Here is a 19,424-nt window from a genome sequence, read left to right on the forward strand (position 1 = left end):
CGACCCTGACGGCCTCGCCGAGCGGAAGCCCGCGGTCACGTCACGGTTTCCGGCCCCGGGCGGCGGTACGGGACCGCCACCCGTCCGGATCGTCAGCCGGCGAGCGCGGCCTTCACCTCATCCAGCATGCGGGCGCGGTCCTTGCGGGCCGCGAGGGCCGCGGGCATGTCCACGGCCTCGAAGCGCGCGGACTGGTGCGGCTGAAGCTGGCCGATCAGGTCCATGTCGGCCGAGATCACCGTGCCGATCATGAAGTATCCGCCGCCCGACACCGCGTCGCGGTGGAGCACGATGGGCTCCGTGCCGCCCGGCACCTGGATGGAGCCGTAGGGATAGCAGCTGTCGACGATGTTGGACGGGTCCGAGCCCGCCCCGAACGGCTGCTCGCGCGGCACGAAGTCGAGCGGCCGGCCACCGCGGAAGCGATAGCCGATCCGGTCGGCTTCCGGCGCCACCTTCCAGGTGTCCTCGAAGAAGCGACGGCCAGCCTCCTCGGTGATCCGGTGCCAGTAGAGGCCCGGCAGCACCCGGAGCACCGGCGATGCGCCCGGCCCGCGCCGGAGCGCCTCCGGCACGCTGGCGTTCGGCTGGGCCGCGCGGCGAACGGTGCCGACCGGCAGATTGTCGCCGGACTTCAGCGCCCTCCCCTCGTGGCCGCCGAGGGCGCCGAGCGGATAGGTCGATCGCGAGCCGAGGACGACCGGCACGTCGATGCCGCCCGAGACCGCCACATAGGCGCGGGCGCCGGATTTCAGAAAGCCGAACGACAGCACCTGGCCGGCCTTGACGGTGAAGGCCGTCCAGGTCGGCTGCTCCGCGCCGTCCACCTTGGGCGGCAGGTCCGCGCCGGTCACCGCCACTGTGGCGTCCGCGCCGAACCGGATCTCCGGGCCGAGGAAGACGGCCTCCAGCACCGCGTCGCCCTCGTCGTTGCCGACCAGCAGGTTGGCGGCGGCGAGCGCGTAGCGGTCCATGCCGCCGGAAAGCGGAATGCCCAGGTGGTAATAGCCGGGCCGGCCCAGGTCCTGCACCGTGGTGGAGAGGCCGGGCTTCAGGATCTCAAGCGCCATGGAGCACCTCCAGGAGCTTCGCGTTGGTGGCGGCCGGATCGGCCTGGAAGTCGTCGAGGGAGAAGCGCACCTTGCGGATCAGCGGGTCGAACCGGCCCTTGTCCACCGCCTCCACGGCGGCGTCGTAGTCGTCCCGGTTCACCGGCTTGAACTTCACGATGTCGCCCGGCTTGAAGAAGATCATGAATTCGCGCAGATAGCTGATCTCCTGCTTCGGATCGTAGATCGGCATCGGCGTGATGCCGAACATCTGGTAGCCGCCCGCGCCGCGCACCGAATAGATGCAGCCGAAGCAGCCTCCGTGGCCGACGGTGAGCTTCGGCGTGTCGGTGCGGGGGCGCAGGTATTTCGGGACCTGGATCTGCCTGGAGCGCTCGACCATCTGGTACATGAACGGCAGACCGGCGACGAAGCCCACCATGGAGACGAACCAGGGCGAGCCCGCGTGCGCGGCCACGAAGCTGTCCACGTCCGCGTAGCCGTTGATGCGCGCCCCGTAGTCGAGGTCGGTGCCGCTCGGGTCCTGGTGGCGCTCGCGGAAGCGCATCAGGGTCTCGTGGGTCCACGGGTCGTTGTAGAAGACCGGGATCTCGATGATCCGCGTCTCCAGGGTGGAATCCGCCTTGGCGGCCGCGTTCTCCAGGCTCTTCAGCTCGGCCAGCATGTCGTCCGGCGCGATCAGGTCCGGGTCGAACTTGATCTGGAACGACGCGTTGGCGGGGCAGATCTCGGTCACGCCGCGGATCCGGCTCTCCCTGACGGCGTTGGTCATGGAGAGGCTCTTGAAGAAGGCCTCGAGCGACATCTCCTCGTCGACCTCGACGAAGATGTGCTCGTCGCCCCCGAACGAATATCTCGTGTTCATCGGCACGCTACCTCCCGGTTCATCCGTTGCGGGGCGTCGGCGGCGCGAGCGGGTTGGCGTCCAGCCACCCCTCCAGCCACCGGGTGTGGAAATCTCCGGCGGCGACCGACGGGTCGGCCGCCAGGGCCTGGTGGAGCGCCGCCGTGGTTGTGATCCCGTCGACGCGCAGTTCGCCGAGCGCGCGGGCGAGACGCTTCAGTGCGCCGGCGCGCGTCTCGTCCCAGACCACCAGCTTGCCGAGCAGGCTGTCGTAGAAGGGCGGCACCGCGTAGCCGGGGTAGAGCATGGTGTCGAACCTGACGCCCATGCCGCCCGGCACGGCGAGCGCCGACACGACGCCCGGGGCGGGCATGAAGGCGTTGGCCGGGTCCTCGGCGTTGATGCGCACCTCGATGGCGTGGCCTGAGAGGCGCACGTCCTCCTGCCGGTAGGCGAGCGGCGCGCCGCCGCAGACGCGGATCATTTCGCGCACCAGGTCGATCCCGGTCACCATCTCGCTGATCGGGTGCTCCACCTGGATGCGGGTGTTCATCTCGATGAAGAAGAACTCGCCGGTGCGGGCGTCGTAGAGATATTCGAGCGTGCCGGCGCCGCGATAGCCGACGCTCTCGGCGAGCCTGACGGCCGACGCGCAGAGCGCCTCGCGCGCCTCGGGGCCGAGGCAGGCGGCCGGGGCCTCCTCCCACACCTTCTGGCGTCGGCGCTGGAGCGAGCATTCCCGCTCGTAGACGTGGATGGCGCGCTCCCCGTCGCCGAGGATCTGCACCTCCACGTGCCGCGCCTCGGCGACGAACCGCTCCAGGTAGAGCCCCCCGTCGCCGAAGGCCGCCAGAGCCTCGGCGCTCGCCTGCGGGATCAGGGTCTCCAGTTCAGACGGGCTTTCGGCCACCCTTATGCCACGCCCGCCGCCGCCGGCGGACGCCTTGATCATCACCGGATAGCCGATCTCGCGGGCCACCCGGCGCGCCTCCTCGACACCGTCGACCCGGCCTTCGGAGCCCGGCACCGTGGGAACGCCTGCCGCGGCCGCCATGGCGCGGGCGGTCGCCTTGTCGCCCATCGCCCGGATGGTCTCAGCCTTCGGGCCGACGAAGACGAGGCCGGCCGCCTCCACCCGCTCGGCGAAGTCGGCGTTCTCGCTGAGAAAGCCGTAGCCGGGGTGAACCGCGTCGGCGCCGCTCGCCCGGGCTCCGGCCAGCACGGCGTCGATGTCCAGGTAGGACTTGCGGGCGTGCGCCGGGCCGATCTCCACCACGGCGTCGGCCATGCGGGCGGCCAGCATGTCGCGGTCCGCCGCGCTCACCGCCTGCACCGTGCGGATGCCGAGCTCGCGCGCGGCCCGGATCACCCGGACGGCGATCTCGCCCCGGTTGGCCACGAAGAGGCTGGAGATCGCCATGGGCGTCACGCCTCGAGGTCGTAGAGCGGCTGGCCGGCCATGACGGCGTCCTCGTTCTCCACGTGGAAGGCGACGATGCGGCCCGCCTCCTCGGCCACGACCGGCGTGAAGGACTTCATCACCTCGATGAGCCCCACGGTGTCGCCGGCGGCGACCGCGTCGCCCTCCGACTTGAACACCGGCTGGTCCGGCGCGGGCTTTCGGTAGAAGGTGCCCGGAATGGGGGCCTGGACGGTCTTGGTCGGCATGCGGATCTCCTCGGGGAAAACGGGGTCGGGTCAGCCGGCGGGAACGAAGCCCTCGGCCGCGAGCGTATCGCGGAGCACGCGGGCGACGTCGGGGGCGCCCGGCGTGTCGGAGTGGACGCAGATGGTCTCGGCGCGGACGCGCACGTCGCGCCCGCCGACCGAGCGGACCAGCCCCTCCCGGCAGGCGCGCAGCGACCGCGCCGCGGCCGCGTCGGGATCCACCGCGTCGTGCTCGCGGGTGATGATCAGCCCGCCGTCGTCCGCATAGTCGAGGTCGGCGTAGAACTCGGCGATGAACCGGTGGCCGCGGGCGGCGTAGACCCGCTCGTGTTCGGTCTCGATCAGACCGAGCAGCGGCACCTTGAACACGTCGGCGGCGTCGCACACCGCGTGGGCGATCTCCGGGTCGCGGGCCGCCATGCCGTAGAGGGAGCCGTGCGGCTTGATATGGTGGAGCGCCATGCCTTCGGCGTCCAGGAATCCCTTGAGGGCGCCGATCTGATAGATCAGGCAGTTGGCCATCTCCTCGCGGCCGATCTTCATCTCGCGCCGGCCGAAGCCCTGGCGGTCCGGCAAGGAGGGATGCGCGCCCACCCGCACCCCGTGGCGCTTCGCCAGCCGCACGGTGCGGCGCATGTGGTTGAAGTCCGAGGCGTGGAAGCCGCAGGCGACGTTGGCGATGTGGATCGACGGCATGATGCGCTCGTCGTCGCCGAGCTTCCAGATGCCGAAGCTCTCGCCCATGTCGCAGTTGATGAGGGTCATGGGATCATCCTCGCTTGCCCCCCCGCCCGGGCCGGCCCGGCTGCCTCGCAGCCAACCTTGAACCGGGGCAAAGCCCTTGTAAAATCGCGAATATCGCAGGCCCGCATCAGCAAAATCGATAGGCTCAGCCGGCCGGTTCGGCCACGACCGCCTCGGCCGCGAGCGCGAACGACAGGACGGCCTCGTCCGTGTTCGCGCCGCCGGAGACGAGAAGCCCGACCGGCATGCCGGCGTCGCCGCGGCCACACGGCAGCGTGACGCCGCAGAAGTCCAGGAAGTTGCCCAGCATGGTGTTGCGCAGCGTCTTGGCGTTGACGGCGACGAAGTGGTCGTCGTCCGCCTCCAGGTCGGCGATGGGCGGAGCGACGTGCGGGAGCGTCGGATGGATCAGGACGGCGTCGCCGAGATCGGCCCGCGCGGTCTCGGTCAACCGGGCGCGTGCGGCCTGCACGGCGATGTAGTCGACGAGGCTGATCTTGGCCCCGAGCCGTGTGCGCGCCACCACGCGCCGGTCCATCTCGGACGCTCCCGGACCGGCGAGCCGGTCGGCGTGCAGCGCGTAGGCCTCGGCGGTGACCAGCGGCCCGTGCCTGCCGAGCACGGCCAGCACCTCGTCGAACGCCGGAAACGGCCGGCGTTCGACCGTCGCGCCCGCCGCGCGCAGCCGCTCGAGCGCCGCCTCGAAGGCCGTCACGACGCCGGACTCCGCGCCGTCGAAGACCACGTTGCTGGGCACCACCAGCCGGGCGCCCTCCACGCGTCCGCGCAGCACCGGCGATGAAACCCGGCCGGTGAGGGCGGCGTCCACCGCCACCGCGTCGGCGACGGTGCGGCAGAGCACGCCGAGGGAATCGAGGCTCGAGGAGAGCGGATAGACGCCGGCCATGGGGTAGCGGCCCCGCGTCGCCTTGTAGCCGACGATCCCGTTGAAGGCCGCCGGAATGCGCACCGATCCGCCCGTGTCGGTGCCGATGGACACCGGCACAAGGCCGGCCGCGACCGACACGCCTGAACCGGACGAGGATCCGCCCGGAATGCGCGGCACGTCCCGGCCATGCGGGTTTCGGGGGGTCCCGTAGTGCGGGTTCAGGCCGAGGCCCGAGAAGGCGAACTCGGTCATGTTGACCTTGCCGACCGACACCATGCCGGCGGACTTCAGACGCGCCACCACCGGCGCGTCCGCCGCCGCCGGCGGATCGTCTGCCAGCACCCTGGACCCGGCGGTGGTGACGATCCCCTCTATGTCGAAGAGGTCCTTCCAGGCGACCGGAACCCCATCCAGCGGACCGCGCGGCCGGCCGCTCCGGATCCGGCGCGCCGCTTCGCGCGCCTCCGTCAGGGCGCGCCCCGCGGTCACCCGCGTGAAGACGGCCGGATCGTCCGACGCCTCGATCGTCGCGATCGTGCTCTCGGCCACCTGCTCGGCGTCGAGAAGGCCGGACTGGATCAGCGCTCCGAGTTGAAGAGCAGACCTTGCCTTGATGTCGATGTCGCTCACTTCGCGCCTCCTCTCTCCGGCTTCATCAGCCCGCCATCATCCGCAGTCATATCCAATATACGCAGGACGATGTACTTTCGACGCCCTACTCTTGCGCAACGATGACGTTTCTGATCCGCAATGCTAAATGGATAACTTGAGAGAAATACAGAAACTATTCCTGTTCCATCTTGAAATTAAGGCCTGTTCGATCTAGAGGTCGACGGCAGGATCTAGCCCGGCGCGATGCGCAGAGCGCCAGTCTGGCCCTGCCGGCCATTTCGGCACAAATAGGATTTTGTCACCGGTGCTATCTGGTTTTCAGATAGACTGACCGGATTGGCCGGAGGTCGCGTCTCGTGTCGGTCTCGTTGAAGCAGATCCGCTATTTCATCGCCGCCGCGGAGTCCGGCCAGATTTCCCACGCGGCGGTGGAGCTCAACGTGTCGCAGTCGGCCGTGACGGCCGCCATCCAGCAGTTGGAGGCCATCCTCGGCGTCCGGCTGTTCGACCGTCATCCGGGCGGCGTCTCGCTGACGCCGGAAGGCAGCCGCTTTCTCCTCCACGGCCGCAACGTCATGGCGGCGGTGGAGGAGGCCATGCGCGTGCCCCGCACCTCCAACGCCAGCGCGTCCGGCACGGTCCGGGTCGGCGTCACCTACACGGTGGCAGGCTATTTCCTGCCGCGCCACCACGCCCGCTTCGCCCGCAACTTCCCCAATGTGACGCTCGACCTCTACGAGGCGTCGCGCAGCGTGATCGAGCAGGCGCTGATCGACGGCGCGCTCGACATCGCCGTCATGCTGGTCTCCAACCTGGAGGCGCGCGACCGGATCCAGTCCGAGATGCTGATGCGCTCCCGCCGGCGCCTGTGGACGCCACCGGACCATCCGCTGCTGCGCGAGCCGAGTGTCGGCCTCGCCCAGGTGGCCGAGCATCCCTACGTGATGCTGACCGTCGACGAGGCGAGCCACACGGCGGGCCGCTACTGGTCCCGCACCACCCACCGGCCCAACGTCATCTTTCGCACGTCCTCGGTGGAGGCTGTGCGCAGCATGGTGGCCGCCGGCATGGGCGTCACCATCCTGTCCGACATGGTGTTCCGACCCTGGTCGCTGGAAGGGCAGCGGATCGAGACCCGGCTCCTGGAAGACGAGATCCCCACCATGGACGTGGGCCTCGCCTGGAAGCGGGACGCGGCGCTCAGCCCGGCCACGCGGGCGTTCCAGGAGTTCCTGAGCCTCGCCTATACCGGGGGCGGCCAGGCCCTGACGGAGTGACGCCGGCGGCCGGCGGCGCGGCGGCGCGCTCATCGGCCGACGAACTGGGTCCAGCGACGGACCAGGTAGTTGTGCTCGTCCATGGTGGTGTTCCAGACCGCGATGCTGCTCGCCCGCTGCCAGTAGGAGCCGCCGCTGCGCGCCGAACCGGCCCGCACCGTGATGGTGCCGTCCGGCCCCGGCAGGTCCACGGGCGTCGGCTCGCCCTCGTACCAGTAGGCCCACTCGGCGGCCGAGAGGTGCGGGCGGACGCGGGTCGGGATCGAGACGTAATAGCCCTGGCGGGCCACCACCGCCCCGGCATAGCCCTCCAGCCACCAGTTCAGATACTCGTAGGCCACGTCCAGCGTGCGGCCGGACAGGCGGTTGGACAGGCAGAGGCCGCCGTGCCACGCGCGATATCCTTCCTGCGGCACCGCCTCGGCCACCGGCACGCCGCGGCGGCGGAGGGCGGTGACGCCCGGCGACCACATGCTCTGGATCACCGTCCGGCCGTCGGCCATCATGTCGGCCGCCTCGGCGGCGGTTCGCCAGAAGCCGTGGAAGTGGCCGGCGCGGCGGCGGCGGTCGAGAAGATCGATCAGCTGGTCGATCTCCGCCGTCGTCATGTTGCCGATGTCCCGGAAGGTCACCTCCCCGAGCGCCTGGGCGGCCAGCGCCGCGTCGAAGATGCCGATGGCGGGCTCGTCCACCAGGGCGGCGCGGCCGTGCCAACGCTCGTCCAGCAGCGCCGCCCAGGATGCCGCCAGATCGCTGTCGCCGTTCACCACGTCCGGCCGAAAGGCGAAGCTGTCCAGGTTGTGCACCGTCGGCAGCATGGAGATCCACCGCGACGGCATCGGGCCGAGCGACTGGCTCGGCTGCACGAACAGCTTGGTCACTGGCGCGTCGCCGTGGCCGAACGAGGCGTTCGGGCCGATGCGGCCCGTCTTGGTGAGGTCGGTCACCTCGTCCCAGCGCCGGATGCGGTGGAGGTCGATGGGCTGGATGGCGCGCCAGAACCACACGATGTCCAGGTTGTGGAAGCACTGGTCGTAGACGTCGTAGGCCTCGGGCCGGGTCGCGGCCTTGCGCTGGGCGCTGAGAAAATCGAGGTTTTCGAACTCCACCTCGATGCCGAGGTCCTCCTCGGCCCGCCGCTGCACTTCCCCGAGCGCGGTGATCTCCGTGCCCAGCACCTTGAGGCGCGGCCGACCCGCCGTCCGGACGGCCGGCATCGGCAGGGCGTCGGGCGGTTGCAGGTCTTCCGGGAGAAGGGTCTTGGTCATCGCGGGGAAAGGGTGTCTCGGCGGGCCGGCTGGAGGAAGGCGTTGGCGCGCGATACGGCGGATCGCCCGCGGCGGCAAGCGGGTCTGCGGCGTCAGCCGCCATCCCCGGCGGGCTGAAGCGTGCGAGCCGGCGCGGCGAGGCCGTTGAAGGCCGCGAGGGAGCGGCGGATCAGGTCCGGGTCGAGCCCGTCGACGATGAAGACGATGCGCGAGCGGCGGTCGTCGCTCGGCCAGCCGCTCATGTGGACGGGCGTGTGCACCAGGTGCTGGACGCCGTGGATGGCGACCGGCGCCACCTCCCCGGCGATCGACAGGATGCCCTTCACCCGCAGCACCCGCTCGCCGTGACGGTTGAGCAGCATGCTCAGCCAGATGCCGAAGGCGGTCCAGTCGATCGGCTCGTCCACCACCACCGTGAAGGACCGGATGCGGCCGAGATGGCTGTTCCGGTCGAGCGCGCCGTGCGGATGGGCGTCGCCCGCCGGCGCGCGGGTCGGGTCGTCGCTGCGGAAGGTCTCCGAGAACCAGGCCCGGGCCGAGTGCGAGGGACCGCTGGTCGCCGCCACGTCGCGGCCGATCAGGGCCTCCACGTCCAGGTCGTCCGCGGCGTCCACCAGCGGGGCCGCCGGGTTCAGCCGGCGCAGGCCCGCCGTCAGATCGGCCACCGCTGCCTCGTCGGCGATGTCCGTCTTGGTGATCACCAGCCGGTCGGCCACCGCCGCCTGCCGGGCGGATTCCGGATGCCGCTCGATCTGCCCGAGGCCGTTCACCGCGTCCACCGTGGTCACCACGTTGCCGGGCCGGACATGGTGACGGAGCACGGGGTCCGCCTTCAGGGTGGACAGGATGGGGAACGGGTCGGCGAGGCCGGTGCTCTCCACCACGATGCGGTCGAAGCCGGGCACAAGGCCGCGCTCGCGCTTGCCGAGGAGGTCGCGGATCGCCTGGGAGAGTTCGCCCCGGATGGTGCAGCAGAGACAGCCCGACTGCAGCAGCACCATGGTGTCGTCGATGCGGTCGAGAAGGTGGTGGTCGAGCCCCACCTCGCCGAACTCGTTGATGAGGACGGCGGTGCCGGCGAGCGCCGGGTCCGCCAGGAGGCGGCGCAGCAAGGTGGTCTTGCCCGATCCGAGGAATCCGGTGAGGAGGTTGACGGGCGTGAAGGCGGGGACGTCCGTCATGGCGCCCGCTCCACGGCGGCCATCACGGCGGGATCGAGAGGATCGCACGGCCGGCCGATCAGGCGCTCGGCGGCGGGCCACAGGTGGCCGAGATCCTCGATGATCTCGGTCTTGCCGGTGCGGGTGGAAAGCAGGAAGGAGGTGCCCTGCCAGTCCGCCAGGGACAGTCCGAAGGGCGCCAGCACCCGGTTGGCGAGCCGGACGCGGTTCATGCGCTCGCGGCGGCGGTCCACCCGCTCCGTGTTGCGGGTGTAGACGCCCGGCCGCGCCACCGCGTCGGCCCAGTGCTCGTTGCCGCCGATCACCCCACAAAGCGAACACATGATGCACGGCTCCTCGACGGTGAGGCCGGGCGTCTGGCGCCGCCCGGCCCCGTTCCGTCACTTCTGGCGCGGGAATCGGCGGGCGAAATCGTCCGCCATCTCGTTCATGGTGACGAACTTCACGCCCGGGTGCTTGATCATGTGGGCGTAGAGACGCTCCAGCATCATCAGCACCTGCGGCCGGCCGGCCACGTCCGGGTGGATGGTGATGGGGAACACCGCATAGTCCATCTCGCGGTAGACCCAGTCGAACTGGTCGCGCCACATCTGCTCGATGTCGTGCGGATTGACGAAGCCGTGGCTGTTCGGCGCCTTCTTGATGAACATCATCGGCGGCAGGTCGTCCAGGTACCAGGACGCCGGAATTTCGATCAGGTCGGTCTCCTGGCCGCGCTTCAGCGGCACCATCCAGTCCTCAGGCTTGCGGGAATAGTCGATCTTGGTCCAGCTGTCGCCGACGCGCACGTAGTAGGGCGTGAAGTCGTTGTGCATCAGGGAGTGATCGTACTTGATGCCGCGCTCCAAGAGCAGCTCGTTGGTGACGGTGGAGAATTCCCACCAGGGCGCCACGTAGCCGGTCGGCCGCTTGCCGCTGAGCTTGGTGACGAGCTCGATGCACTTGTCGAGCACCGCCGTCTCCTGCTCGCGCGTCATGGCGATCGGGTTCTCGTGGGTGTAGCCGTGGATGCCGATCTCATGGCCGGCGTCGGCCACCGCCTGCATCTGCTCCGGGAAGGTCTCGATGGAGTGGCCCGGGATGAACCAGGTGGTCTTGATGCCGAAGCGCTCGAACAGCTTCAGGAGGCGCGGGCTGCCCACCTCGCCGGCGAACAGGCCGCGCGAGATGTCGTCCGGCGAGTCCTCGCCGCCGTAGGAGCCGAGCCAGCCGGCCACCGCGTCCACGTCGATGCCGAAGCCGCAGAGAATTTCCTTCGCCATGTCCTGTCCTCCAGAGTGTCGCAGGGGTCTTGGATGTCGGTGTCCGGTCGCCGCTCAGGCGGCCGGGATCACGGTCGCCTCGGCCGGCGTCCAGGCGAGCAGGATGTCGCCGCCCGGACGGAAGGCGCCGGGCGGGTACTTGTCCACGTGGGCCTCCAGGGCCACGGCCCGTCCGCCCGGCAGGTCGACCGACAGGTGCGAGACGTGGCCGACCACGTCGGCCCGGCGGATGCGCCCGGCGACCACGTTGCCGCCGGTCTTGGCCGCCACGCTCTCCCGCGCGCCGGGAACGGCGGCGTGCACCTCGATCGCCTCGGCGGGCACCACCACCTGCGCGCGCCCGCCCTCCCGCACGGGGCCGTTGGCGGCGCCGCTGAGGACGCCGAGCGGCGTCTCCACCACGGCGGCGCCGTTCGCGAGGCCGCGTACCTCGCCGTCCAGGATCGTGTTGCGGCCGATGAATTGGGCCACGAAGGGCGTGTTCGGCCGGGTGTAGAGGGCGTGCGGCGGCGAGATCTGCTCGATCCGGCCCTGGTTCATCACCACGATCCGGTCGGACAGCGACAGCGCCTCCGACTGCGCGTGGGTGACGAACACGAAGGTGATGCCGAGGGTCTTCTGCAGCAGCTTCAGCTCGTTCTGGATCGCCTTGCGCAGGTTGGCGTCGAGCGCGCCGAGCGGCTCGTCCAGGAGCAGGATGTCGGGCTCCACCACGAGGCCGCGGGCGAGCGCGATGCGCTGACGCTGGCCGCCGGACAGCCGGTCCGGCCGCTTGTCCGCCACGTCGTCGAGGCCGAGCGTCGCGATGATGCGGTCCACCTTGGCGTCGCGCTCGGCCTTTGGAAGCCCTTTCACCTCCAGGCCGTAGCCGATGTTCCGGCGCACATTCATGTGCGGGAAGAGCGCGTAGTTCTGGAAGATCATGGACGTCGGCCGCCGCTCGGGCGGCAGGTCGTTGACCCGCGCGCCGCGGATCAGCACGTCGCCGGACGAGATGGACTCGAAGCCGGCGATCATCCGGAGCGTCGTCGTCTTGCCGCAGCCGGACGGTCCCAGGAAGGCGATGAACTCGCCCTTGGTCACGGCGAGGTCGAAGTCGATCACGGCCGGCGTGCCGTTGTCGTAGACCTTGCCGACGGTTCTGAGTTCGAGGTCGAGGGTCACGGCGCTGCGGTCTCCGGATGACGCAAGGGTCGGTCCGCCGGGCGGGCGGAGGGGGCGCGGCCGTCCGGCCGCGCCCGGCTTGATGGTCCTCAGGCGCTGAGGAACTCGTCCCACTTCTGGATCAGGTGGTCGTACTCGTCCGGCCACTGGTGCCAGTAGGCGACGTTCTTGGCGCGCTCCTCCAACGACCCGCCGTCGCGCAGGTCGCCTTCCTTGATGCCGCGCTCCTCCGCGCCCACCCAGGGCTTGCCCTCGTACCAGAAGGCGTACTTCTCCGGCGCCATCACGTCCTTGATGTTGGTCGACGGCGAATAGTAGCCCTGCTCGGACACGGTGATGCCCGGGGCGCCGGACAGCCAGTAGTCCGCGTAGGCGCTGACGGCGGCCGCGTTCGGGGAGCCGGCGATCATGGACGGGCCGATCGCCCAGCCGCGATAGCCTTCCTTCGGCACCGCGTACTTGCACGCCTTGCCCTGCGCCTTGACGGCCATCACGGCCGGCTGCCAGGCGTCGGACACCACCATCTCGCCCGAGGCGAGCAGGTTGACGAGCTCGCCGAAATCGCCCCAGAGGGCGCGGAACTGGCCTTCCTTCTTCTTGGAGATCAGGAACTTGGCCGCCTCGTCGATCTCCGCCGCCGACGGGTTGCCCGGGTTGGCCACGTTGGAGAGGCCGAGCGAGTTCATCGCCATCACGGCCTGGCCGAACGCGATCAGCGGGTCGGTGTTGAGGCCGGACTTGCCCTTCCACTTGCTGTCGAAGATGCACGCCCAGGTGTTGGCTTCCTCGGCCGATACGACGTCCGGATTGTAGCCCACGCTGTCGTAGTTATAGACGGCCGGGACCATGTAGAGCTTGGTCTGCGCCTCGTCGGCCCAGATCTGGCCGACGATCTGCGCCCGGCGCTCCCACTTGTCGCTCGGTGTCGTGAACGTGTCGCGGATGTTGGCCCAGTTCTTCAGCGACGAGGCCTCGATCGGCTCGACGTTGTTGGTCATCACCACGGCGGGCAGGCGCTCGCCGATGACTTCCCAGCAGTCGTAATCCTTGGAGCCGGACAGGATCTTGGTCTGGGCGTCCGGGAAGGTGGCGGCGGTGCCGGAGGTGGAGCCCACGCCGGAAGCGGCCTTGAAGTCCGCCAGGATGCGCTCCTGAACCGTCACCGACAGGCCGATCGTGCGCAGCTGCTGGCCCGCCAGGTCCTGCGCCTGCGCCCAGGCGGCGCGCGAGTTGAGGAAGGGGGTGCCGGCGCCCATCGCCACCGCCATCATGCCGGCGGAGCGCTTCAACAGCGACCGCCGCGTAAGCTCGTACTTGTCCATCGTTCCACCTCTTTGGTTTTTTGCTTTCAGTAGCGGCCGACCAGGAGGCCGCCATCCACCGCCACCACCTGGCCGGTCATGTACCGGGCGCCGGTGGAAGCCAGGAACGTGATGACGTCGGCGATGTCGTCGGGCTCGCCGATGCGTCCCATGGGAATGAAGGCGCCGGCGGCCTCGGCACCCTCGGGGCCGAGCGAATGCTCCCTGGAGAGGAGCTGGGCGGTGCGGATGTAGCCGGGCGCGACGCCGTTGACCCGGATGCCGTCGCTGGCGAGCTCCACCGCGAGCCCGCGCACCAGGCCGACGACGCCGGCCTTCGCGGCCGAGTAGTGGACGTGCTCGTCCCAGCCGTAGGCGACGCCCATGATGGACGACAGCGCCACGATGGCGCCGGACTTGCGCGCCCGCATGCCGGCGAGGGCCGGCCGAACCACCCGGAAGATGCCCTTGAGGTCGACGTCGAACGTGTGGTCCCACTTCGCGTCGGTGAGGGCGGCGAGCGGCACCCGGTGCGCGATGCCGGCGTTGGCGACGATCACGTCGACCCCACCACGGCGGGCTTCCACGTCCGCCACCAGGGCGTCGGCCGCCTCGGTGGAGGTGACGTCGAGCCGGGCGAACTCGGCCGACCCGCCGGCCGCCTCGATCTCGTCCGCCACCGCGCGCCCTTCGGCCTCCAGGATGTCGGTCACCACCACATGGTCGCCGAGCGTCGCGAAGGCCTTGGCCGTGGCCCGGCCGATGCCGATGCCTCCGCCGGTGATCAGGACAGTTCTGGACATGGGACGGCTCCAGGTTGGAAGGGTCAGAGCATCACGTCGCCGGAGTTCGGGCCGAGGGTCTGGCCGACGAACAGGCTGGCGGCGGGCGAGGCCAGGAAGGACACGACGGCCGCCACCTCGTCCGGCTCGCCGAACCGGCCGAGCGGCAGTTCGGCCGCCTTGCGGGCGCGCCAGTCCTCCGAGAGGGCCTGGACCAGGGGCGTGTTGATCGGGCCGGGCGCCACCGCGTTGACCCGCACCCCGCGCGAACTGACCTCGCGGGCGAGCGCCTTGGTCATCCCGATGATGGCCGCCTTGGCGCCCGAATAATGGACGAGTTCGACGCCGCCGATCTGGCCGAGCTGGGACGCCACGTTGACGATCACCCCCTCGCCGGCTTCCAGCATGGCCGGCAGGACGGCCCGCATCGCCAGGAAGGCGCCGCGCACGTGCACGGCGAACATGCGGTCGAAGTCGGCGGGCGTCAGTGTCTCGAACAGGCCCTGGTGCACGTGGCCGGCGCAGTTGACCAGGAGGCCGACGGTGCCGAACGCCTCCCGGCCGGCCGCCACGGCGGCGTCCACGTCCGCCTCGGACGAGACGTCGCCGGCGACCGCGACGGCCCGCCCGCCGGCTGCCCGGACGGCGGCGGCGACAGCCTCGGCGGTGTCCGCGTTGAGGTCGTTGGCGACCACCGGATAGCCGTCCGCCGCGAGCCGGAGCGCGATGGCGCGGCCGATGCCGGACCCGGCGCCGGTGACGAGGGCGGCCTTCAAGGGCGTTTCGGTCGTCATGCGTCCTCCTGGATGGCGACGCGCTTGGCCCGGCGGACCGACAGGGTCATCAGCACGGCGTAGACGCCGAGCAGCGCGAAGGAGAAGAGCGTGGTCAGCACGCCGAAGGCGAACACGTTCGGGTGGATCTCCACCGAGAAGGTGCCGTAGATGGCGAGCGGCAGGGTGAGATCGCGGCCCGACGCGAACAGGGTCCGGGAGAACTCGTCGTAGGAGAGCGTGAAGGCGAACAGCATGGCCGACAGCACGCCCGGGAAGATCAGCGGGAAGGTCACCTTGCGGAAGGTGCGGGCCGGCGACACGCCGAGCGACCAGGCCGCTTCCTCCATGCTCTGGTCGAAGCGGTTGAAGATGGCCAGCATGACCAGGAAGGCGAACGGGAAGGTGTAGACCACGTGGAGCACGAACGCGGTGCCCCACCAGTGCCGGTCGATGCCGAGCGTGTTGGCGACGAGCGCCATGCCGAGGCCGACCAGCACGCCCGGCACCATCATGCCGAGCACGATCAGGTAGAAGACGACGCCCGAGCCGCGGAAGCGGGTGCGGAAGGCCTGGGCCGCCGACACGCCGAGCACGGTGGAGACGATCATGGTGGCGACCGCCAGCACGAGCGAGCGCACCAGACTCTCCTCGATCGGCAGCGGCGCGATGCGGGACGGCGGCGTCAGCCCGAACAGGTGCTGGTACCAGTAGGTCGACCACTCGATGATGGGAAACTGCGGCCCGCCCTCCGGCCCGGTCTGGAAGGACAGGATGGCCAGCACCAGGAGCGGCCCGTAGAGGAAGAGCAGGAAGAGGCCGGTGTAGACCGCCAGGATCGGCTTGATCACGGTGGAGTGCATGGCTCAGAGCTCCTTGCGCAGGTCGACGACGCGCAGGAGCGCCGCCACCACAGCGCCCATGATCACCGTCAGCACCACGCCCACCACCGCGGCGAACGCCCATTTCAGCGAGCCGACCTGGGTGACGATGATGTTGCCGAGCAGGTTGACCTTGCGGCCGGAGAGCGCCGCCGAGGTGGCGAACTCGCCGAGCACCATGACGGACACGAAGATCGCGCCCACCACCACGCCCGGCATGGAGAGCGGCAGGATGATGGTGCGGAAGATCCGGCCGAACCCGGCGCCGAGGTCGCGCGCGGCCTCGATCACGTTGGGATCGATGCGGCCCAGCATGAAGGCGATCGGCCCGACCATGAACACGCAGTAGATCTGCGTCATGCCGATCACCACGGACAGCTCGGAGAAGAGCAGCGCCTCGATCGGCGTGTCGATGATCCCGAGCCCCTGCAGGATCAGGTTGATGGCGCCTTCCTTGCCCAGCATGGGCCGCCAGGCGAGAACGCGGATCAGGAAGGACGTCCAGAACGGGATGACGCAGAGGACGAGCAGGACGGTCTGCAGCGTCTTGTTGCGCACGAAGAGGCCGACGAAGAGGGCGGTCGGGTAGCCCACCAGCAGGGTGGCGACGAGCACGGTCAGCCAGATGCGGACCGTGGTCCAGAGCGAGCTCAGGTAGGTCTCGCTGGTGAAGAAGGTGACCCAGCTCTTCACCGTCAGCGTCGGCTCGATGGTGAAGGTGGTCTGGGTCCAGAACGACACGTAGACCATCATCAGGATGGGCAGCACCAGGAAGAGCACCATCCACAGGACGCCCGGCGCGAGCAGCCAGAGCGCGGTTCGGCGCAGGGCCCGCTGCCGTGCGGCGGCGGCCGGCATGCCCTCCGTTGCGGTGGTCGTCGTCATCCGGTGCGTCTCCCTCGAACTCGGTTCGGCCGCCTCGCCGGGCCGGTCATGCGAACACCAGCGCCGCGTCGCGCTTCCACACGAGGCCGTAGGTCTCCTGCGGGGCGTACACGGGCGGCGCCCGGTGGCTGAGATGGTCCTCCACCTCGAACACGCGGCCGTCCGGCAGCTGGAAGAAGGAGAGCACGGAGGAGCCCGTGTATTCGCTCGCCACGAACGCCCCGGTGATGCCCACCTCGTCGGGGGCGACGGGGGCATTCGGCGGGCGCACCTCCACGCGGTCGTAGCGGACCGCGTAGGCCGGGCCGCCGCCGAGCGGCTCGGCGCGTGGCGGCAACGGCAGCGCGCCGACCGGCGACACGAAGGCGCCGTCGCCGAGGCGGCCTTCGAACAGATTGTAGCAGTTGAGAAAGCGGGCCACGGCCGGCGACGCCGGCCGGTTGTAGAGCGCGTCCGGCCCGTCGATCTGCCCGACGTGCCCGCGGTCGAGCACGATCACGGTGTCGCCCATGGCGAGCGCCTCCGTCTCGCTTCCCGTGACGTGCAGGAAGGTGACGCCGAGCCGCTCCCGGATGGCGCGAAGTTCGCCGCGCATGCGGGTGCGCAGGTTGGCGTCGAGAGCGCCGAGCGGCTCGTCCAGGAGCACGAGGCGGGGCTCGGTGACGAGCGTGCGGGCGAGCGCCACGCGCTGCCGCTGGCCGCCGGAGATCTGGGTGACGCCCCGGTCCTCCAGCCCCTTCAGCCCGACGAGGTCGATCATCTCGGCGACCTTGCGGCGGATGGCGGCCGCGTCGAGGCTTGGACCGGTTTCCCGGTTTTCCAGCCCGAACGCCACGTTGCGGGCGACGGACAGGTGCGGGAAGAGCGCGAAGGTCTGGAACACGAAGCCGATGCCGCGCCGGTGCGCCGGCGTGCCGTCGATCCGCTTGCCGTCCAGCGTGACGGAACCGCGGTCCGGCTCCTCGAACCCGGCGATCACCCGCAGCAGCGTGGTCTTGCCGGAGCCGCTCGGCCCCAGGAGCGACACGTAGCTGTTGCCCGGCACGGACAGCGTGACGCGGTCGAGCGCCGGAACGCCCGCATAGATCTTCGAGACGTTCGACAGTTGAAGGACAGTCGTCAAGACCAACTCCCCTGTACGTCTTCGATCCTGCGAAGCACAGCCAATGGCGATCCGTTCCCCATCCACGGTTCACGCGGATGCAGGCAAGACGACATCGTCCGTCTACGCGCGTCGGCGCGGACGTTGCAACTCGTTCGGCGATCGAAGACTAGACAAACACCTCTGGAACGCTTCTGGCGGCGTTCGATTTCAAAAACGGTAATCCGAACGGTTTTTGTATGCAACAGCATTCTTCGCGGCAGTGCGCATAGATCGCGGGCAGATGCGAAAGCGGGCATATACCTCCATCAGGGCAATCGATGCGGCGCCGCGGCGGTCCTGATAACCGACCACCGTCTTCCGCACATGAAGGGCGGAAATGAGCCATTTCCGGATCAGGCAGCACCGCTTCGATCTGAAATTTCGATACCGGCCCGCAGCTTTGCTCATACCGCATGGCGCAACGAAACGGGCCGCGCCGGATGACCTCCGGAGCCTCCAGCCGCGCGCCGGGTCCGGTCATGTGGATCCTCCTGACGACTTGGCGTTTGCATTTGGTATGCAAAGCGCGTTTTCGTCTTTCGGACGCGGACATCGGGCGTGACGGTGGAAACCGGACCCGTCCCGCGCGATCATGCCGGCGCCGAGAGGACAGACGCGGAATGACCAGCAGTCGACCGAACCAGACCGCAGCCCAGCGCCGCTACGAGATCGTCGAGGACGTGTTGCGCGCCAATATCGCCGATGGCTCGCTGCCCGAAGGTCTGGTGCTGCTGGAGGGGCCGATCGCCGAGATCATGCAGACGTCCCGCGCGCCCGTGCAGCGCGCCTTGCAACGGCTGGAGGCGGACGGCATCGTGCGCCGGTTCGACGGGCGCGGCTTCCTGGTGGGCGGCCCGGCGAGCCGGGCGGCGCCGCTCCGCGCCGACCTGAAGACCGTCGGCCTGGTGGTGCCTCAGGCGGTGGACGAAGCGCTGCAGAGCCGGTCGTCCTGGGAGCGGATCTATGACGTGGTGGAGGCGGACGTCGCCGGCTGCGTGGTGTTCGGCCAGTACCGGATCGTCGAATCGGCGCTCGCGGAGCACTTCAGCGTCAGCCGGACGGTGGTGCGCGACGTGCTGAGCCGCCTGCAGGAGCGCGGCCTGGTGCGCAAGAACCAGAGCTCCCACTGGATCGCCGGGCCGCTGACCGCCAAATCCATCAAGGACCATTTCGCGCTCCGTCGGATCCTGGAGCCGCCGGCCCTGGTCAGCGCCGCGCCAACCCTGGACCGCACGCGCCTGGAGGAGCTGCACGCCCGCTTTCGCGAGCGGGAACAGAACCTCGCCGACATGGCGGACGACAGCCTGGAGCAGTTCGAGACCCTCCTGATCGACGCCTGCGTGCTGACGACGCCGAACGAAAAGCTGGCGGCGCTGATCCGCGACAATCTCCTGCCGGTGCTGGCCTCGGAGCGTCTCCTCCGGCAGCTCGGCCTGCCGAGCGACCGGGCGGCGGTGACGGAGCACAGGCTGATCGTGGAGCTTCTGTTGCGGGGAGCCGTGGAGGCGGCGGCGGAAATGCTGAACCGGCACCTGGACGCCGCCATGAACCGCAACATCGCCCAGATGAAGATCGTGGCGGTGATCCCCGAACCCAAGTCGATCGCCACCTACCTGACGCGGGTGGACGACTGAGGCCCGTGGCGCTCGGCCGGACGACCCGGGACCCGGGTCTCCGGC

Annotated in this window: 20 protein-coding genes; 2 read left to right on the forward strand and 18 right to left on the reverse strand. The window is 69.8% G+C overall.

Annotated features, from left to right (window positions below; all coding sequences use genetic code 11):
- Positions 1-92 precede the first annotated feature (92 nt).
- The 6 genes from HND91_RS02020 to HND91_RS02045 all read right to left on the reverse strand — a co-directional run bounded on the left by HND91_RS02020 (position 93) and on the right by HND91_RS02045 (position 5,836).
- Complete coding sequence (locus HND91_RS02020; protein ID WP_181704838.1) at positions 93-1,070, reverse strand: 5-oxoprolinase subunit C family protein; 978 nt, start codon at positions 1,068-1,070, stop codon at positions 93-95.
- A complete protein-coding gene (locus tag HND91_RS02025; protein WP_181704839.1) occupies positions 1,060-1,935 on the reverse strand; it encodes a 5-oxoprolinase subunit B family protein in 876 nt (291 codons plus the stop codon). The genes HND91_RS02020 and HND91_RS02025 overlap by 11 nt, the downstream gene beginning before the upstream one ends.
- Positions 1,936-1,954: 19 nt before the next feature.
- Entirely contained in the window at positions 1,955-3,334 is a 1,380-nt protein-coding gene (locus tag HND91_RS02030) for an acetyl-CoA carboxylase biotin carboxylase subunit (RefSeq protein ID WP_181704840.1), read from the reverse strand.
- 5 nt (positions 3,335-3,339) lie between these two features.
- On the reverse strand, positions 3,340-3,582 hold the full coding sequence (locus tag HND91_RS02035; protein WP_181704841.1) for an acetyl-CoA carboxylase: 243 nt from the start codon (positions 3,580-3,582) through the stop codon (positions 3,340-3,342).
- 30 nt (positions 3,583-3,612) lie between these two features.
- Positions 3,613-4,347 (reverse strand): 5-oxoprolinase subunit PxpA, encoded by a 735-nt coding sequence (gene pxpA, locus HND91_RS02040; protein WP_181704842.1) that lies wholly within the window; start codon positions 4,345-4,347, stop codon positions 3,613-3,615.
- Positions 4,348-4,471: 124 nt separating this feature from the next.
- Positions 4,472-5,836 carry an amidase gene (locus tag HND91_RS02045; protein ID WP_181705188.1) on the reverse strand — a complete coding sequence of 455 codons (1,365 nt, stop codon included), beginning with the start codon at positions 5,834-5,836 and terminating at the stop codon, positions 4,472-4,474.
- Positions 5,837-6,183: 347 nt separating this feature from the next.
- Between HND91_RS02045 and HND91_RS02050 the strand changes: the two genes are divergently transcribed.
- Positions 6,184-7,104: a LysR substrate-binding domain-containing protein gene (locus HND91_RS02050; protein ID WP_181704843.1), complete on the forward strand. Its 921-nt coding sequence runs from the start codon at positions 6,184-6,186 to the stop codon at positions 7,102-7,104.
- A gap of 29 nt (positions 7,105-7,133) precedes the next feature.
- Here the strand turns inward: HND91_RS02050 and HND91_RS02055 are convergent, their stop codons facing one another.
- The 12 genes from HND91_RS02055 to HND91_RS02110 form a co-directional block, all read right to left on the reverse strand.
- Positions 7,134-8,372 carry an ABC transporter substrate-binding protein gene (locus tag HND91_RS02055; RefSeq protein WP_181704844.1) on the reverse strand — a complete coding sequence of 413 codons (1,239 nt, stop codon included), beginning with the start codon at positions 8,370-8,372 and terminating at the stop codon, positions 7,134-7,136.
- A gap of 92 nt (positions 8,373-8,464) precedes the next feature.
- On the reverse strand, positions 8,465-9,553 hold the full coding sequence (locus tag HND91_RS02060) for a CobW family GTP-binding protein (RefSeq protein ID WP_181704845.1): 1,089 nt from the start codon (positions 9,551-9,553) through the stop codon (positions 8,465-8,467).
- The gene (locus HND91_RS02065; protein WP_181704846.1) at positions 9,550-9,876 is read right to left on the reverse strand and encodes a hypothetical protein; all 327 of its coding nucleotides are present in this window, start codon (positions 9,874-9,876) and stop codon (positions 9,550-9,552) included. Before HND91_RS02065 ends, HND91_RS02060 begins: the two co-directional genes overlap by 4 nt.
- A 57-nt stretch (positions 9,877-9,933) precedes the next feature.
- Positions 9,934-10,815: a polysaccharide deacetylase family protein gene (locus HND91_RS02070; protein ID WP_181704847.1), complete on the reverse strand. Its 882-nt coding sequence runs from the start codon at positions 10,813-10,815 to the stop codon at positions 9,934-9,936.
- Positions 10,816-10,869: 54 nt separating this feature from the next.
- On the reverse strand, positions 10,870-11,979 hold the full coding sequence (locus tag HND91_RS02075; protein WP_181704848.1) for an ATP-binding cassette domain-containing protein: 1,110 nt from the start codon (positions 11,977-11,979) through the stop codon (positions 10,870-10,872).
- A gap of 89 nt (positions 11,980-12,068) precedes the next feature.
- Complete coding sequence (locus HND91_RS02080; RefSeq protein ID WP_181704849.1) at positions 12,069-13,301, reverse strand: ABC transporter substrate-binding protein; 1,233 nt, start codon at positions 13,299-13,301, stop codon at positions 12,069-12,071.
- A gap of 26 nt (positions 13,302-13,327) precedes the next feature.
- Complete coding sequence (locus HND91_RS02085) at positions 13,328-14,083, reverse strand: SDR family NAD(P)-dependent oxidoreductase (RefSeq protein WP_181704850.1); 756 nt, start codon at positions 14,081-14,083, stop codon at positions 13,328-13,330.
- 23 nt (positions 14,084-14,106) lie between these two features.
- Positions 14,107-14,856 carry an SDR family NAD(P)-dependent oxidoreductase gene (locus HND91_RS02090; protein WP_181704851.1) on the reverse strand — a complete coding sequence of 250 codons (750 nt, stop codon included), beginning with the start codon at positions 14,854-14,856 and terminating at the stop codon, positions 14,107-14,109.
- Entirely contained in the window at positions 14,853-15,698 is an 846-nt protein-coding gene (locus tag HND91_RS02095) for an ABC transporter permease (RefSeq protein ID WP_181704852.1), read from the reverse strand. The genes HND91_RS02090 and HND91_RS02095 overlap by 4 nt, the downstream gene beginning before the upstream one ends.
- Before the next feature lie 3 nt (positions 15,699-15,701).
- Positions 15,702-16,574 (reverse strand): ABC transporter permease, encoded by an 873-nt coding sequence (locus tag HND91_RS02100; RefSeq protein WP_246329279.1) that lies wholly within the window; start codon positions 16,572-16,574, stop codon positions 15,702-15,704.
- Positions 16,575-16,647: 73 nt separating this feature from the next.
- The gene (locus HND91_RS02105; protein ID WP_181704854.1) at positions 16,648-17,724 is read right to left on the reverse strand and encodes an ABC transporter ATP-binding protein; all 1,077 of its coding nucleotides are present in this window, start codon (positions 17,722-17,724) and stop codon (positions 16,648-16,650) included.
- 148 nt (positions 17,725-17,872) lie between these two features.
- The gene (locus HND91_RS02110; RefSeq protein WP_181704855.1) at positions 17,873-18,226 is read right to left on the reverse strand and encodes a hypothetical protein; all 354 of its coding nucleotides are present in this window, start codon (positions 18,224-18,226) and stop codon (positions 17,873-17,875) included.
- Between the two features lie 139 nt (positions 18,227-18,365).
- Between HND91_RS02110 and HND91_RS02115 the strand changes: the two genes are divergently transcribed.
- Positions 18,366-19,379: a GntR family transcriptional regulator gene (locus HND91_RS02115; RefSeq protein WP_181704856.1), complete on the forward strand. Its 1,014-nt coding sequence runs from the start codon at positions 18,366-18,368 to the stop codon at positions 19,377-19,379.
- The last annotated feature ends 45 nt before the right edge of the window (positions 19,380-19,424 follow it).

The organism is Chthonobacter rhizosphaerae (genome assembly GCF_013839525.1).
In the GTDB taxonomy this organism is placed as follows: domain Bacteria; phylum Pseudomonadota; class Alphaproteobacteria; order Rhizobiales; family Pleomorphomonadaceae; genus Chthonobacter; species Chthonobacter rhizosphaerae.